This window comes from Paenarthrobacter sp. AMU7, assembly GCF_041200195.1.
Lineage (GTDB): Bacteria > Actinomycetota > Actinomycetes > Actinomycetales > Micrococcaceae > Arthrobacter.
On the sequence record NZ_CP165735.1, the window covers coordinates 1180932 to 1194410 of the forward strand.

13 protein-coding genes are annotated in these 13479 nt (G+C 63.4%); 6 read left to right on the plus strand and 7 right to left on the minus strand.

What is annotated here, in order from left to right; translation table 11 throughout:
• The first annotated feature begins 11 nt into the window (after positions 1-11).
• The 4 genes from ABQM86_RS05575 to ABQM86_RS05590 all read left to right on the plus strand — a co-directional run bounded on the left by ABQM86_RS05575 (position 12) and on the right by ABQM86_RS05590 (position 4175).
• Positions 12-620: a LytR C-terminal domain-containing protein gene (locus ABQM86_RS05575; protein ID WP_207596562.1), complete on the plus strand. Its 609-nt coding sequence runs from the start codon at positions 12-14 to the stop codon at positions 618-620.
• A 172-nt stretch (positions 621-792) separates the two neighbouring features.
• On the plus strand, positions 793-996 hold the full coding sequence (locus ABQM86_RS05580) for a cold-shock protein (protein ID WP_144662708.1): 204 nt from the start codon (positions 793-795) through the stop codon (positions 994-996).
• A 323-nt stretch (positions 997-1319) separates the two neighbouring features.
• Positions 1320-2945, plus strand: a complete 1626-nt coding sequence (gene groL, locus ABQM86_RS05585) for a chaperonin GroEL (protein WP_089593895.1) — start codon at positions 1320-1322, stop codon at positions 2943-2945.
• Between the two features lie 147 nt (positions 2946-3092).
• On the plus strand, positions 3093-4175 hold the full coding sequence (locus tag ABQM86_RS05590) for an RNase H family protein (RefSeq protein WP_369746120.1): 1083 nt from the start codon (positions 3093-3095) through the stop codon (positions 4173-4175).
• A 105-nt stretch (positions 4176-4280) separates the two neighbouring features.
• Here the strand turns inward: ABQM86_RS05590 and ABQM86_RS05595 are convergent, their stop codons facing one another.
• The 4 genes from ABQM86_RS05595 to ABQM86_RS05610 all read right to left on the minus strand — a co-directional run bounded on the left by ABQM86_RS05595 (position 4281) and on the right by ABQM86_RS05610 (position 7634).
• Positions 4281-4571 carry a WXG100 family type VII secretion target gene (locus ABQM86_RS05595; protein ID WP_207596565.1) on the minus strand — a complete coding sequence of 97 codons (291 nt, stop codon included), beginning with the start codon at positions 4569-4571 and terminating at the stop codon, positions 4281-4283.
• Positions 4572-4753: 182 nt separating this feature from the next.
• Positions 4754-6217: a HAMP domain-containing sensor histidine kinase gene (locus tag ABQM86_RS05600; protein WP_280627072.1), complete on the minus strand. Its 1464-nt coding sequence runs from the start codon at positions 6215-6217 to the stop codon at positions 4754-4756.
• 2 nt (positions 6218-6219) lie between these two features.
• The gene (locus ABQM86_RS05605; protein WP_026543233.1) at positions 6220-6930 is read right to left on the minus strand and encodes a response regulator transcription factor; all 711 of its coding nucleotides are present in this window, start codon (positions 6928-6930) and stop codon (positions 6220-6222) included.
• Between the two features lie 68 nt (positions 6931-6998).
• The gene (locus ABQM86_RS05610; RefSeq protein WP_207596567.1) at positions 6999-7634 is read right to left on the minus strand and encodes a LysE/ArgO family amino acid transporter; all 636 of its coding nucleotides are present in this window, start codon (positions 7632-7634) and stop codon (positions 6999-7001) included.
• 68 nt (positions 7635-7702) lie between these two features.
• Between ABQM86_RS05610 and ABQM86_RS05615 the strand changes: the two genes are divergently transcribed.
• Both ABQM86_RS05615 and ABQM86_RS05620 read left to right on the plus strand, forming a co-directional pair.
• On the plus strand, positions 7703-8626 hold the full coding sequence (locus ABQM86_RS05615; RefSeq protein ID WP_369746121.1) for a LysR family transcriptional regulator ArgP: 924 nt from the start codon (positions 7703-7705) through the stop codon (positions 8624-8626).
• Between the two features lie 69 nt (positions 8627-8695).
• Positions 8696-8920 carry a hypothetical protein gene (locus ABQM86_RS05620; protein ID WP_207596569.1) on the plus strand — a complete coding sequence of 75 codons (225 nt, stop codon included), beginning with the start codon at positions 8696-8698 and terminating at the stop codon, positions 8918-8920.
• A gap of 16 nt (positions 8921-8936) precedes the next feature.
• Here ABQM86_RS05620 and ABQM86_RS05625 read toward each other — a convergent pair whose 3' ends face one another.
• The 3 genes from ABQM86_RS05625 to ABQM86_RS05635 all read right to left on the minus strand — a co-directional run bounded on the left by ABQM86_RS05625 (position 8937) and on the right by ABQM86_RS05635 (position 13448).
• Positions 8937-11102 carry a multicopper oxidase family protein gene (locus ABQM86_RS05625; RefSeq protein WP_369746122.1) on the minus strand — a complete coding sequence of 722 codons (2166 nt, stop codon included), beginning with the start codon at positions 11100-11102 and terminating at the stop codon, positions 8937-8939.
• 12 nt (positions 11103-11114) lie between these two features.
• Positions 11115-11588, minus strand: coding sequence for a hypothetical protein (locus ABQM86_RS05630; protein WP_207596571.1), 474 nt, complete (start codon positions 11586-11588; stop codon positions 11115-11117).
• Positions 11589-11789: 201 nt separating this feature from the next.
• Positions 11790-13448 (minus strand): DNA repair helicase XPB, encoded by a 1659-nt coding sequence (locus ABQM86_RS05635; RefSeq protein ID WP_337340901.1) that lies wholly within the window; start codon positions 13446-13448, stop codon positions 11790-11792.
• Positions 13449-13479 lie beyond the last annotated feature (31 nt).

Here is a 13479-nt window from a genome sequence, read left to right on the forward strand (position 1 = left end):
AACGCTTCACCATGACCAAATATGCCAAGGACGAATTCGACCAGGTCCCGCAGAACACCTCGCGGCAGGGCGTTCACCGGGACGCCCAGGAAACCACACGCCCCACGTTGTGGCCGGTCCTGACTGTTGGGGCTGTGGCCCTGGTTTTGGGGTTGGTGGCCTTCCTGGTCCTTCCGAACCTCGGCGTGGTGGCTCCCAATGCCGCGCCCAGCGTCTCGACGCCGGCGCCGCAGCAGACTGATTCGTCGCCGTCGGCGGCACCGGGCGAATCCAGCAGTGCACCGTCCGCTTCCAGCGAGCCGACACCGTCAGAGAGCCCCTCCGCAACGCCGTCCTCCGCACCGGTGGACAAGTCCACCCCGGTTGCCGTGTACAACGGTGCCGGCACCGCTGGCTTGGCTGGCCGCGTGGCCGGTCTTGTGGAAGCCGACGGCTGGACGCTCAGCACCGTGGGCAACTGGGGCGGCCTGCCGCAGCAGACATCCGTGATCTTCTACAACGCGCCTGAGCAGAAGGTCAACGCCGAGGCGTTGGGCACCTTGTTGGGCATCCAGACGATCCTTGAGTCGCCCGAGGTGCAGCAGCAGTTGGTGGTTGTAGCAGGACCTGGCTACCAGTAAACCCTCGGCCTTCCCGGTGGGTCTTAAGCCCCAACCCGGTTAAGCCTCAATAACAAAAGTGATGCCCCGGGCCTCCATGGGAGCGCCGGCAGAGTGACTGTGGTTACAGTGGATTGATTCCGGTACGGAGATCCCGGCAACCGGTCTTGGCTACTGCGAAAGTGTGGGCATCATGGCATTGGGAACCGTCAAATGGTTCAACGCCGAAAAAGGCTACGGATTCATCACTGTGGATGATTCGGGTGACGACGTCTTTGTACACTGGTCCGCCATCCAAATGGACGGCTTCCGCGCCCTTGAAGAGGGCCAGCGGGTTGAGTTTGAACTGGGGGAGGGGCAAAAGGGTCCGCAAGCCGAAGGTGTGCGCGTCGCATAGCTTCTTGCAGGATTTCGCTCCCTCTCCGTCAGCCCTCGGCTGAAAGCCCTTTGTTTATAGAGCAAAGTGGCATCTCTGCTTGCACTCTCCCCGGTCGAGTGCTAATTATTGATTTAGCACTCCTATGGTTCGACTGCTAAGTCCAGGCCGGGTTACCCCGGCGTTGGGCGGCATTCGTTCCAGCGGAGGATCAAGAAACACCTTGGTGGGGTGAGGTCCGGAGCACGGGGCATACAGAGGCTGCGAGCGAAAGACCGTCCGTCGCGGGCACCCCATCTGACAGGTACCTTCTTAACGACTGTCCCGAAAGGACTACCGCCGTTATGGCCAAGATCATTGCATTTGATGAAGAGGCACGCCGCGGCCTCGAGCGGGGCCTGAACATCCTCGCAGACGCCGTCAAGGTCACCCTCGGCCCGCGTGGACGCAACGTCGTCCTCGAAAAGAAGTGGGGCGCCCCCACGATCACCAACGATGGTGTTTCCATCGCCAAGGAGATCGAACTGGACGACCCTTACGAGAAGATCGGTGCAGAACTGGTCAAGGAAGTTGCCAAGAAGACGGATGACGTCGCTGGCGACGGTACTACCACTGCAACCGTCCTCGCCCAGGCACTGGTGAAGGAAGGCCTGCGCAACGTTGCCGCCGGCGCCGACCCGCTGTCCCTCAAGCGCGGCATCGAGAAGGCTGTTGAGGCAGTCATCAGCGAACTGCTGGCCTCCGCCAAGGAGATCGAAACCAAGGAAGAGATCGCCGCTACGGCTTCCATCTCCGCCGGTGACCCGGAAATCGGCAGCCTCATCGCCGAAGCCCTGGACAAGGTGGGCAAGGAAGGCGTCATCACGGTCGAGGAATCCAACACCTTCGGCCTGGAGCTCGAGCTCACCGAGGGCATGCGCTTCGACAAGGGCTACATCTCCGCTTACTTCGTCACCGACGCAGAGCGCCAGGAAACGGTCCTCGAAGACCCGTACATCCTGATCGTCAACTCCAAGATCTCCAACGTGAAGGAACTCGTCACGGTTCTGGAGAAGGTCATGCAGTCCAACAAGCCGCTGCTGATCATTGCCGAAGACATCGAGGGCGAAGCCCTGGCCACCCTGATCGTCAACAAGATCCGTGGCACCTTCAAGTCTGTCGCCGTCAAGGCTCCGGGCTTCGGTGACCGCCGCAAGGCGCAGCTGGCCGACATCGCCATCCTCACCGGTGGCCAGGTCATCTCCGAAGAAGTTGGCCTCAAGCTCGAAAACGCCGGCCTGGAACTCCTCGGCACCGCCCGCAAGGTTGTTGTCACCAAGGACGAGACCACCATCGTTGAAGGTGCCGGCGACGCCGAGCAGATCGCAGGCCGTGTGGCCCAGATCCGCGCCGAGATCGAGAACTCCGACTCCGACTACGACCGCGAGAAGCTGCAGGAGCGCCTGGCCAAGCTGGCCGGCGGCGTTGCAGTCATCAAGGCCGGTGCCGCAACCGAAGTTGAGCTCAAGGAACGCAAGCACCGCATTGAGGACGCAGTCCGCAACGCCAAGGCTGCTGTTGAAGAAGGCATCGTTGCCGGTGGTGGCGTAGCCCTCATCCAGGCCGGCGCCAAGGCATTCGCCAACCTCACCCTCCAGGGTGACGAGGCAACGGGTGCCAACATCGTCAAGGTTGCCATCGACGCTCCGCTGAAGCAGATCGCCTTCAACGCCGGCCTCGAGCCCGGCGTTGTGGTGGACAAGGTTCGCGGCCTGCCTTCCGGCCACGGCCTGAACGCTGCCACGGGCGTCTACGAAGACCTTCTGGCTGCCGGTGTGAACGACCCCGTAAAGGTCACCCGCTCGGCTCTCCAGAACGCTGCTTCCATCGCTGGTCTGTTCCTGACCACCGAGGCTGTAGTTGCCGACAAGCCTGAGAAGAACGCTCCGGCCGCCGGCGGCGACGACATGGGCGGCATGGGCGGCTTCTAAGCCCCCACGCTGTAGCAATGCAGCGCCCAAGCGTCACGCTTTAGAGCAAGCGACGGCGGTCCCCACCTGGTGGGGGCCGCCGTTTTGCTGTGTGGTGGGGCTCCTATCACGGATTCAGTGTCGGTGGGGTCTGGCAGGATTAAGGTCATGACGATTATTGCTGCCGCCGATGGGTCCGCCCTCGGCAATCCTGGGCCGGCCGGTTGGGCCTGGTACGTTGATGACTCCTGTTGGCGCGCAGGAGGTTGGCCGCACGGCACCAACAACCAGGGTGAACTCATGGCCGTCCTGGATCTGTTCCGTTCCACGGCACATGTGCCGGAGGAGGACTTGCTGATCCTCTGCGACAGCCAGTACGTCATCAACTGCATCAGCAAGTGGATGCCGGGATGGAAGCGCAAAGGCTGGCGTAAAGCCGACGGCAAGCCTGTGCTGAACGTGGACCTCCTCAAGGACATCGACCAGGCGATAGTTGGCCGAAAGTACAAATTCGAATGGGTCAAAGGGCACGCCGGACATGACCTCAACGAGGCTGCCGATGAGCGTGCACGCGCCGCAGCGACGGCCTACCAGCAGGGTGTCGCGCACCGCAGCGGCCCTGGGTTCCCTGGCGCCCCGGGGCTGGGAGACGCGAAAGGGCGGGGCCAGGCGCAGCTGCAGTCGGCCCCTCTGGAACAAACACGCAGCCGGGCTGCAGAGCCCGTGGTTGCACGGGCAGCGGCTGCCTCTTCGGGGTCGGCGAACGTTCCCGGAGCAACAGTTGGTTCCGCTCCATCGAAGGCCGAACGCAGCACCCGCCCCCATTTTGAGCCAACACTCTTTGGCGAGGCCGGGATCTTTGGCCAGCCTGATCTCTTCAGCGAACTCGAGGATGCTTCCACCCAGGAGCTCTCCGCCGAGGAGACGGTGCTGGCCTTGGAACGGGAACTCCTGCGGCCCGACGTTCGTGCTGACATTGGCAGGATCGGCGTGCTGCTCCACCCCGACTTCGCCGAGATTGGCAGTTCGGGACGGTTCTGGACCCGGGACGCCATGATGATGGCTTTGGAAGAGGAACCCGGCGAACCCACTGACCTGGAGCTGCTCAGTGCGGACCGTCTCAGCGAGAACACTATCCTGCTGAACTATCGCAGCCTCGCCCACACGGGTTCAGCGCTGCGGAGCTCCGTTTGGATGTTGGACCGTGGCCAATGGCGGCTCCGGTTCCACCAGGGGACCTTAGAGAGCTAGGGACTCCGGAGAGCCAAGGACTCTGACCCGCAAACTCATGACCTGCAGGGCCGGCATGCACAGGGGGAAGACAGCCGGCCCCGCAGGAGCTCATGGGTGGGATCGTTAGTAGGCGAAGCGCTGGGTGTTTCCCTGCTCCACCTCGGAGTAACTCGCTGCGGCCGAGGACAGTGCCAGGTTGATGGATGCCAGCGAGGCTTCAACTTTGCCCTGGGTGATGGACCATTCAAGGACCAATGACTGGAAGTTGGTGGCGGCAGATCCGCGCCACGTTGCCTCGAGTTCGTCCAGTCCCCGTTTCATGGCCAGCACATCAGAGCTGATGCGATCCACGGTTCCTTTGACAGTGGCCGACTTGAGCTGAAGCAGCTCGGTATCGACGGAAATGACGCTCATGGGTGGTGCCTTTCGACGAAGATGTTCCGCAGGATGCGGTGGGATGCGTGGGCCACACCATTGAGCCTAGGCACCCGCCTGCAGCCCCGGAACGCAGCTTTGCCGCTATGTGGACAACTGCCGGATGACACAGTTATGTGGACAAACAGCGCACATCAGACGACTGTGAACCCGGGACGGCACTAGCTGGATACCAGCTCGGCCGGCTCCTCATGGAACGGAAGGCTGACCACCATAGTGGCCCCGCCGCCGTCGGTCTCCGTGACCCGCACGGTACCGCCGTGGGAGCCCACGATGGCGGCAACAATCGCCAGACCCAGTCCGCTGCCACCGGTCTCCCGGGTGCGCGACGTATCCGCGCGGTAGAACCGTTCGAAGATCTTGTTGGTTTCCGCATCAGGAATACCCGGCCCGTGATCGCGGATCTCTATCACCGAGAACGAGCCCTCAGGCGTAGTTCGAACGCCGACGGCAAGTTCGATGGGGCTTCCGTCTGGTGTGTACCTCAACGCGTTGCCCACCAGGTTCCCAATGACTTGGCGCAGTTTGGCTTCGTCGCCTTGGACAGGAGCAGCAGTGGGGGAGGCGCCGTCGAGTCCTGTGAGCGTGATGCTCCGGTCCCCGGAGGAGGCCTTGGTGTCCACCATGGCGTCGTGGGCGAGGAGTTGCAGGTCCACGGGCTTGAGTTGAAGCGGCCGCTGCTCGTCCAAGCGGGCCAGCATCAACAGGTCTTCCACCATGGAGCCCATGCGCTTGGCTTCGCTTTCGATTCTGCCCATGGCCATCGCGATGTCTTCCTGCGACGTCAGGGCGCCGTGGCGGTAGAGCTCCGAGAAGCCACGGATGGTCACCAAGGGCGTGCGCAGTTCATGGGAAGCATCCGCCGCGAAGCGACGCATCCGCCCCTCGGAAGCCGCACGGGCCGCAAAGGAGGCCTCAATGTGCGCGAGCATGGCGTTCAGCGAACCGCCGAGCCTGCCGACTTCGGTGTGGGGATTGTCGATGTCCACACGCCGGGAGAGATCTCCCGCAGCGATGGCAGCAGCCGTCTTTTCCACCTTGGCCAAGGGGCGGAAGGACCGGGCCACAGTCCAGGTGGCGATGAAGAAGGCCAGTACCAGCGTCAACAGACCTACGCCTACCACTACCAGGACAGCGTGCTCCATCACTTTGTCCACCGGGGTGAGCGGCAGCCCGATGATGACCACGCCGTTTTGTCCATTGGCCACCACACCTACAGCTACTACACGCCAGTTGGTGCCTGCTGTGCCTCTGACCTGGAAGGGGGTATTGCCACGCTGTTTGGCCTCGGTCGAGGTGATGTTGGAGATTGCGGGACGGTCAGTCTGGCTGCCGCCGAACGGGTACGGATCAAGCCCGGGGACATACAGCGTCAGCGAGTAGTCCGTGGGCACGGCGGAGTCGTTGGGCGCGGTGGGGTTGGGCTGGGTCAACTTGTCAAAGGATTGTTGGTCCTGCGCCAGCGCTACCGCAGCCTTGAGTTTGTCGTCCACCTGGCCTTGCAGGTAGCTCTTGACGAGCGTCAGCGTTCCCGCGCCTGTTGCCGCCAGGGCCAACAGGAGCAGGCCCATGATGATGGCGACGAGCTGCGACCGCAGGGACGCCGACTTCCAGCGTTGCAGCAAGGTCAGCGCTTCTCTGCCGTTCGCAGCACGTAGCCCACGCCGCGCTTGGTCTGGATCAGGGCGGCGGCATCGGGATCGATGTCCACTTTGCGGCGCAGGTAGGAAATATAGGACTCAACGATCGACGCGTCACCGTTGAAGTCGTATTCCCAGACGTGGTCCAGGATCTGGGCCTTGGAAAGCACCCGGTTGGGGTTCAGCATGAGGTAGCGCAGGAGCTTGAACTCGGTGGGGGACAACTCGATCACGGTGCCGCCGCGGCGGACCTCGTGGGCGTCGTCGTCGAGTTCAAGATCGTCGACGCGGATTACGGCGTCGTCATCTTCCAGCGGTTGGGTGCGGCGGAGGACTGCCCGGATTCGCGCCACTACTTCGTCGAGGCTGAAGGGTTTGGTGACATAGTCATCGCCGCCGACGGTCAGGCCTGTGACTTTGTCCTCGGTGTCGTCCTTCGCGGTGAGGAACAGGACGGGGAAGTGCTTGCCTGCGGCGCGGAGGCGACGCGTTACCGTGAAGCCATCCATGTCAGGGAGCATGACGTCCAGGACGGCGAGGTCCGGTGCGTGGAGGTCGGCCGCGGCGAGGGCTTCTCGGCCATTGGACGCGGCAACGACCTCGAAACCTGCAAAACGCAGGGACGTGGAGAGCAGCTCGCGGATGTTGGGTTCGTCATCGACGACAAGGAGCTTGGCTTCGGGGCCGTTCTTTTTCATGACATCCATGATGCTCCCAGAAACTGGGAGTTATCTGGACGCTGCATGTGAGCGGACTGCGTGGCTGGTTACGCCCCCAGTGCCAAGCCCGCCCCCAGCGCCACCATGGTCACGGCGATGCCGCCGTCCAGGAACCGCCACGACAGGGGCTTTGCAAAGAAGCCGCGGAGAAAGCGGGCACCGAAACCCAGGGAGCAGAACCAGAGGATGCTGCCCAGCATGGCACCGGCCCCAAACCACCATTGCTGGGGCGTGCCCTGCGCGCTGGCTATTGAACCCAACAGGGCGATGTCCAGGTAGACGTGCGGGTTGAGCCAGGTCAGCGCCAGGACGGTGGTGACGGCTGCCGCGAGGCCGCGTTTCGCGCCGCCGTCGTGGGCTGATCCCTCGCTTGCAGTCAGCGATTGCGGACGCAATGCACGCTTGGCGGCCATCAGGCCATACGTCACCAGGAATGCGGCACCCACATAGCGGAGGACGACGACGGCGGCAGGGGCTGCCGTAATAAGGGCACCGGTGCCAAGGACGCCGGCAGCGATCAGTATGGCGTCGGACAATGCGCAGACGGCCACGATGGGGACGATGTGCTCGCCGCGGATACCTTGTCGCAGCACGAACGCATTCTGCGCGCCGATGGCGACAATAAGGGCAAGGCCGGTGGCCAGGCCGAGGCCTGCGGAGTGGAAGAAGTCGATAAAGGTCACTCTTCGAAACTACGGTTCGGCCCATGTTTAGACCAGCTAATGATTCTGATGCCACGTAAGATTCCCTTATGCCCCAGTTTCCTTCCGAACAGTTGCTGACCTTTGCCACCGTCCTTTCCGAAGGGACGCTCGATGCAGCAGCGCGACTCCTGCACATCACGCCCTCAGCGGTGTCCCAGAGATTGAAGGCCCTGGAGCAATCTGCGGGTCGTGTCCTGCTGCAGCGGAGCAACCCGGCCAAAGCCACCGAAGCGGGCGAGGTGGTTCTCCGCTTGGCCCGACAGGTGGCGCAGCTCGAAGCGGATGCAGGAAGGGAACTCGGGCTGGGTGCGGACGGGGCGCAGCTCGCCGTGCCCATTGTGGTCAACGCGGACTCGCTGGCGGTGTGGTTCCTGCAGGCGCTGGCGGGCGTCCCCGACGATCTCAACGTCACGTTCGACCTCCACCGGGATGATGAACAGCATTCAACGTCCCTGCTGCGCTCCGGTACGGTCATGGCTGCGGTGACGGCGACCCCCGAGCCCGTGCAGGGGTGCCGTGTGGAAAGCCTGGGTATCATGCGCTACCGCGCCGTCGCAGCGCCGGACTACGTGGACCGGTGGTTCCCTGATTTCCCCCGAGGACTGGACGGAGAAGCCCTCAATGCAGCCCCTACGGTGGATTTCGACCGTAAGGACACCTACCAGTGGGCCTTTGTGCAGTCGTGGCCGGGGGCAGCCGGAAAACCAGTGACGGAAGGGCGCGGGCCCCGCCACTATGTTCCGGCCTCCCACGATTTCGGTGACGCGATCCGGCTTGGCCTGGGTTGGGGTCTGATCCCGGAGGTCCAATGCGGCCCCGATATTGCCGACGGCCGCCTCATTGAACTTGCCCCGGAGAGACCTTTTGATGTCCCACTCTATTGGCAGCGCTGGAAGACGGCTTCCAGGGTATTGGACGTTCTCAGCGATACGGTGCGTGAAGTATCCGCGCGGTACCTCAGCCCCGCCTGAACGAGGCGAAATCCGAACACGCCCAAGGATGCTTCCAAAAATGTCAGTGCCCCGTTCCACACTTAAAACATGGCAAACACAGCAGCTCCAGTCAGCATCCACCAGCATCAGGACACGGCGGACATCGAGTTCCACGTGACCTACCTCGACAGCGAGACGGGCAGGGTCAGGCGTGAGGACTTCCACGACCTCACAGCCGCCGAGCGCTTCGCCAGTGCCCAGCTTCGTGACGAGAATTGCTGGGCAGTGGTGGACCGCGTCACCGTCCAGCACACCCGCCGGATGGTTGCTTAGGCGCGGCACGCCTGCATTATTCAGGCCGGTTCCCCGAATGGCCGCCATGGACAAACGGCGATGACACGCCTTGGTACTTCAGCAGCATCATCATTCCTTCAGCTGCATGATCCAGATTGTGGCAGTGGTCCATCCAGATCCCGGGGTTATCGGCGTGCAGCAGCAGCTCCCACACTTCGCCTGGCAGTACATCGACGGTGTCCAGGACAAGTGGCGACCCCGTCGGTACTACACCGTTCCTGCTGAGCACTTGGACATGGTGGCCGTGGGGATGCATCGGGTGGGGGTCCGCGGTGCGGTTCACCACCGTCACTTTCACGGTGTCACCCAGAGCCACATCGATGGACGGAACCAGCGGGTACGCCGCCCCGTTGACCGTAAAGGCGTAGCGCGGGATGCCGTTGACAAAGCGGAACTGCCGATCCAGCACAACCACCTCTTCCCGGGTGATGGCCACGCCATCTGAACCAGCCTTCTTGCCAACCAATGGTTTGCCATATTCCAGCAGGTCGAGCACAGGGGTGGTGTTGAAGACACCCGTCGGGGCTTTCCCAGGAACGCTCATCTCAGCCGCGCCCGACCCCGGGACACCCGATGGAGCTATCACAACAACAGCGCTGGACGCGGAGTCGGAGCGAAGAGCCACGGGCCGGTCCGTCATGGTGAAGGCGATGTCCACCCTGCCACCCGCCCCCAGGCGCACCAGCTTGCCGGACACCTCGCCAGGTTGGTTCACCTCGGTCCCGTCCACCGCCACCGCCCTGAAGGACGTCCCCTCCACGAGGTAGCGCTGCGGCAGGGAATCGGTGTTGATGAGCCGCATCCTGACGCTCGATCCCGGCGCGGCCGAGTACATGCTCTTGCGGTCTGAGGAGCCCAGCAACCCCAGACCGCTGAGGTCGTGACCGGCCACCACGATGTCCATTTCTGCGCGGGACACTGTGGGATCGTGCACGACGAAGGCGCCGTAGAGGCCCTTGCGGACCCCCTCGGCTGAGTCCTGGTGGGTGTGATACCAGTAGGTGCCGGCTTGGGCGGCCGTAAAGCGATAGGTCATGGACTGCCCGGGCATCACCGCATCCTGGGTTGCACCGGCTACTCCGTCCATGGCATTGGGGACGTCGTACCCGTGCCAGTGCAGGGTGACACCGGCAGCCACATCACGATTTTTGAGCTCCACCTCCATCACCTCGCCCAACGTGGCTTCCAATGCGGGGCCCGGAAGGCTGCCGAACGTCCAGGCTTCCGTGCGCTGGCCGGACGGCAGCGTCACCTGCTCCACCCGGGCCGTGAGTTCATAGCGCCGCAGCACGGGATTGGCAGGGGACTCGCCCAGAAGGCTGGTCACGGGCGTCGGATCCGCAAGGGTGGCGTTGCCACCCTCATGATGCCCAACGGCGGCCGCGATCACCGCACCGTCCGCTGACCGGCTCCCCAGCCAAGCAAAGACTCCGGAGCCAAAAGCGGTACACGCCATGAGCCCGGCTACCGCGGCAGCCGCCGTCGGACGCCTGCCCCATGGGGGAGGGCCGCTGGTTCGATCCTCAGGTCCTGGCGCAATGCCGCCCTCAACTCCCCTTTTTGACCGGTTGAGGCGGCGGGGGCTGGGGCGGTGGGGTGTGAACAGCGCGAGCTTGGCCAGCAGCACCGTCAAAGCCATCAGCGACAGCAGCACCGCGAGGCTCCACGGTGCCGGGAAGGGGCCGAGGATGAACGTCAGGGCGAGGGAAGCCACAGCCGATGCCGCTGCTGCCACCATGGCCAGGACCGTCCACTCCCGGGACCAGGCCGTCTTTCCCCGGCCCGGGCGTGGCGGTTTTGTCCCATCAAGTGAGGAGCCGGTGTTCCGCCTCCTCAGCAAGTACGGAACACCGGCCAGCGCGGCCCAAGCCGCGGGGATGGCGGTCAGAGGCAGGTTGATGGTTGTGCGTTCGCTGGCAAACCACCAACTCCCGGCCACCAAAGCAGGAAGTACGGCATAACGCGCCACTGTCAGTGCGACGGCGGCAACCACCACCAGCACGCCCAAGCCGGCTGCCCGTGACGTGGCCATATCGCGGTTGGTGGTGGACCTGGTTGAGGAAGCAGTCAACCAAACAGTCAACCAAACAGCGGTGATCCAGGCGCCGGCCGAGAGGACGGACAACACCAGGTCAACCGCCAGCAGCTGTGAGGTGGTCACAGCTGCCGCTGGTCAGGCTGTGGTGGGCGACGTTGAAGCATCCGGGGATGCAGCTTTGGGAGGCAGCGGTTGTGGGTTGAGGGCTGCCGCCCGGGCGCGGTTGAACAGCCAATACGACATGAAGATCATCATCACGCCGACGATGGGGTGGATTGAGACCACCCACGAGCCCGCCGGGGTGATGAATTCCGGCGAAGAACCGGTCAGCATGCCGCCGATGATGAAAATGAACAACTGGAGCCACGTCAGCAGGAAAATGCCTGCAGCCAACCAGATCGTCCGGGATCCCATCCGGGCAATGGCAGCGACGATGGCGGCCAGCAGTGCTGAATAGCGGAGTACGTACTGACCGTTCACCGCGTGGTAGACGCCCGCTTCACGCTGGGCTTCGATGGTGTTCTGGAAATGGAAGTATCCGGCGAAGAACAGCTGTGCGAGTGCTGACAGCAGGACGATCGCGGAGAGGACCAAGAGGGCTTTGCGCATGGGGAATCCTCTGGTGGAATTTCTCAGATTCTTCTAGGCCTTCGAACCGCCGGCTCCCTGGCTGCGGGCTTCCCCCACCGCCGACGGCTGGCCGCCTGGATGCCTGGACCGGGGGCAACCATTAAGGGCGGAGAGCTTCACTTGGAATCGTAAAGTTGCTGGAGATGAATAGCAAGGGTTTGCCGCTTCACGCCAGCGCTTTTACTGTTCCTGCCCCACATCCTTGCCCACATCCTTGGCATCCATGATCCGGTAGGCGTAGCCCTGTTCGGCCAGGAAACGCTGCCGTTTGGCAGCGAAATCCTGGTCCAGGGTGTCACGGGCCACCAACGAATAGAATCGGGCAGCGCGGCCGTCCTGCTTGGGCCGCAGGAGCCGGCCCAGCCGCTGTGCCTCTTCCTGGCGTGAGCCGAACGAGCCCGACACCTGGATGGCCACTGACGCTTCCGGAAGGTCGATGGAGAAGTTGGCCACCTTGGACACCACCAACGTGTGGATCTCACCCTTGCGGAAGGCGTCAAAAAGTTTCTGCCGTGCTTTGACGGTGGTTTCGCCCTTGATCAGGGGAGCGTCCAAGCGCTCGGCGATCTCATCCAACTGGTCGATGTACTGGCCGATCACCAGCAGCTGTTCGCCTTTGTGGACCGCTACGAGGTCTTCCACCAACTTGGTCTTGGTTTCCGAGGTTGCGCAGAGCCTGTACTTGTCCGCGTCATCGGCCATGGCGTAGGCCACCCGTTCGTCGCGGGGCAGATCCACGCGGACTTCCACGCAGTCTGCAGGTGCGATGTAGCCCTGCGCTTCGATGTCCTTCCACGGTGCGTCATACCGCTTGGGCCCAATGAGGCTGAAGACCTCACCCTCACGGCCGTCTTCCCGAACCAAGGTGGCCGTGAGGCCAAGGCGGCGCCGGGCCTGGAGGTCGGCGGTCATGCGGAAGATCGGGGCGGGCAGAAGGTGGACTTCGTCGTAAATGATGAGTCCCCAGTCGTGCCCGTCCACGAGCTCCAGGTGCGGATACAGCCCGCCGCGCTTGGTGGTGAGGACCTGGTAGGTGGCGATGGTGACAGGGCGGACTTCCTTGACGGCTCCGGAGTATTCGCCGATCTCGTCTTCGGTCAGGGAGGTCCGCTTGAGCAGCTCATCCTTCCACTGGCGGGCAGAGACGGTGTTGGTGACCAGGATCAGTGTGGTGGTGGAGGACGTCGCCATTGCGGCCGCACCCACCAGCGTCTTACCGGCACCACAGGGGAGTACGACGACGCCGCTGCCGCCGGCCCAGAAGTTCTCCGTAGCCAGCTTTTGGTACGGGCGCAGCTGCCAGCCACTCTCGTCCAGCATGATCAGGTGGGGCTGCCCATCCACGTACCCGGCCAGGTCCTCGGCCGGCCAGCCGAGTTTGAGCAGCAGCTGCTTCAATTGGCCCCGCTGCGAGGAGTGCACCACCACGGTTTCGCCATCGATTCTGGGCCCCAGCAGGGGAGCGATCTTCTTGGCACGGATGACTTCCTCAAGCACGGGGTAGTCGTCGGTGCGCATCACCAGCCCGTGCTGTGCATCTTTCTCCAGGCGCAGCCGCCCGTAGCGGGACATGGTCTCTGCGATGTCGATCAGCAGGGCGTGTGGCACGGGGAAGCGGGAGTACTTCAGCAAGGTGTCCAGCACCTGCTCGGCGTCCAGCCCCGCGGCCCGCGCGTTCCAGAGGCCCAATGGTGTCAGCCGGTAGCTGTGCATGTGCTCGGGGGCGCGTTCCAACTCTGCAAAGGCCGCGATCGCGTGCCGGGCCTCGGTAGCGAGCTCGTGGTCCACTTCCAGCAGGATGGTCTTGTCACTTTGTACGATCAGCGGACCGTCGGTCACTGTTGAATCCTCACTTGCGCAGCATCACGGC

What these genes read in the sequence shown, in the direction of transcription:
- ABQM86_RS05575 (WP_207596562.1), top strand. Translation starts at nt 12, where the DNA reads ATGACCAAATATGCCAAGGACGAATTCGACCAGGTCCCGCAGAACACC.
- ABQM86_RS05580 (WP_144662708.1), top strand. Translation starts at nt 793, where the DNA reads ATGGCATTGGGAACCGTCAAATGGTTCAACGCCGAAAAAGGCTACGGA.
- groL (WP_089593895.1), top strand. Translation starts at nt 1,320, where the DNA reads ATGGCCAAGATCATTGCATTTGATGAAGAGGCACGCCGCGGCCTCGAG.
- ABQM86_RS05590 (WP_369746120.1), top strand. Translation starts at nt 3,093, where the DNA reads ATGACGATTATTGCTGCCGCCGATGGGTCCGCCCTCGGCAATCCTGGG.
- ABQM86_RS05595 (WP_207596565.1), bottom strand. Translation starts at nt 4,571, where the DNA reads ATGAGCGTCATTTCCGTCGATACCGAGCTGCTTCAGCTCAAGTCGGCC.
- ABQM86_RS05605 (WP_026543233.1), bottom strand. Translation starts at nt 6,930, where the DNA reads ATGAAAAAGAACGGCCCCGAAGCCAAGCTCCTTGTCGTCGATGACGAA.
- ABQM86_RS05615 (WP_369746121.1), top strand. Translation starts at nt 7,703, where the DNA reads ATGCCCCAGTTTCCTTCCGAACAGTTGCTGACCTTTGCCACCGTCCTT.
- ABQM86_RS05620 (WP_207596569.1), top strand. Translation starts at nt 8,696, where the DNA reads ATGGCAAACACAGCAGCTCCAGTCAGCATCCACCAGCATCAGGACACG.
- ABQM86_RS05630 (WP_207596571.1), bottom strand. Translation starts at nt 11,588, where the DNA reads ATGCGCAAAGCCCTCTTGGTCCTCTCCGCGATCGTCCTGCTGTCAGCA.